This window comes from Erwinia sp. MYb416 (genome assembly GCF_037479575.1).
GTDB lineage: Bacteria > Pseudomonadota > Gammaproteobacteria > Enterobacterales > Enterobacteriaceae > Erwinia > Erwinia rhapontici.
In genome coordinates this window covers 1-856 of record NZ_JBBGYT010000291.1, presented here as the reverse complement: position 1 = coordinate 856, position 856 = coordinate 1, and the positions used below count along the sequence as shown (strand labels likewise).

The 856-nt window shown below is 60.5% G+C and carries 1 protein-coding gene and 1 pseudogene; both read right to left on the bottom strand.

Annotated elements, in window-relative coordinates:
• On the bottom strand, nt 1–651 hold a 651-nt coding region (locus tag WH277_RS02635; RefSeq protein WP_339504251.1), incomplete at its 3' end, for an ABC transporter ATP-binding protein.
• A pseudogene (locus WH277_RS02630) lies at nt 644–856 on the bottom strand (ABC transporter ATP-binding protein); the annotation flags it as partial. The pseudogene WH277_RS02630 and the gene WH277_RS02635, both read right to left, overlap by 8 nt.

The window sequence follows — 856 nt, the reverse complement described above, 5'->3', positions numbered from 1 at the left end:
CAATGACAGGATTCCGCTTTCCAGCACGCAGGCACGCTGGGTAACCTGCAATGCCAGACGGGCATTCTGCTCCACCAGCAGCAGGGTCATGCCGTCACGGCTTAACCTGGCGATGGTGTTAAAAATGGTCTCGACCATAATCGGAGCCAGCCCCATAGAAGGCTCGTCGAGGATCAGCAGCCGGGGTTTGCTCAGCAGGGCACGGCCCATTGCCAGCATCTGTTGCTCACCGCCGGACAGCAGGCCCGCGATCTGGCGGCGGCGTTCGGCCAGCCGGGGAAAAATGCTAAAGATCTCCTCCATATCCGTTGCCAGCTGTGCGCGGTCACGGCGCAGATACGCCCCGCTTTGCAGGTTTTCCAGCACCGTCAGACGTTTGAACACGCCCCGGCCTTCCGGCACCATCACCAGCCCCTGTTTCATCAGTTGCCACGGCGGGATGGCGGCAATCGACTGCCCGGCAAAGCGGATCTCACCCTGCCAGGGCTGTAAGCCGGTAATGGCCCGCAGGGTGGAGGTTTTCCCTGCACCATTGGCACCGATCAGCGTCACCTGTTCACCTTCGTTCAGGTGGAAATCGATGCCTTTCACGGCCTGGACACCGCCGTAGGAGACGGTCAGCCCTTTTACACTGAGCAGTGGTTCAGACATGAATTTCTCCTCCGAGGTAAGCGCGGATAACGTCAGGGTGCTGGCGGACCTCATCCGGGGTGCCGCAGGCGATCACACGGCCGTAATCCAGCACGGTCAGGCGGTCACACAATCCCATCAGCAGCCTTACATCATGCTCAATCAGCAGCAGGCTGACGCCGTCGGCACGAATGCGTTGCAACAGGTGTTGCAGGGCGACTTTCTC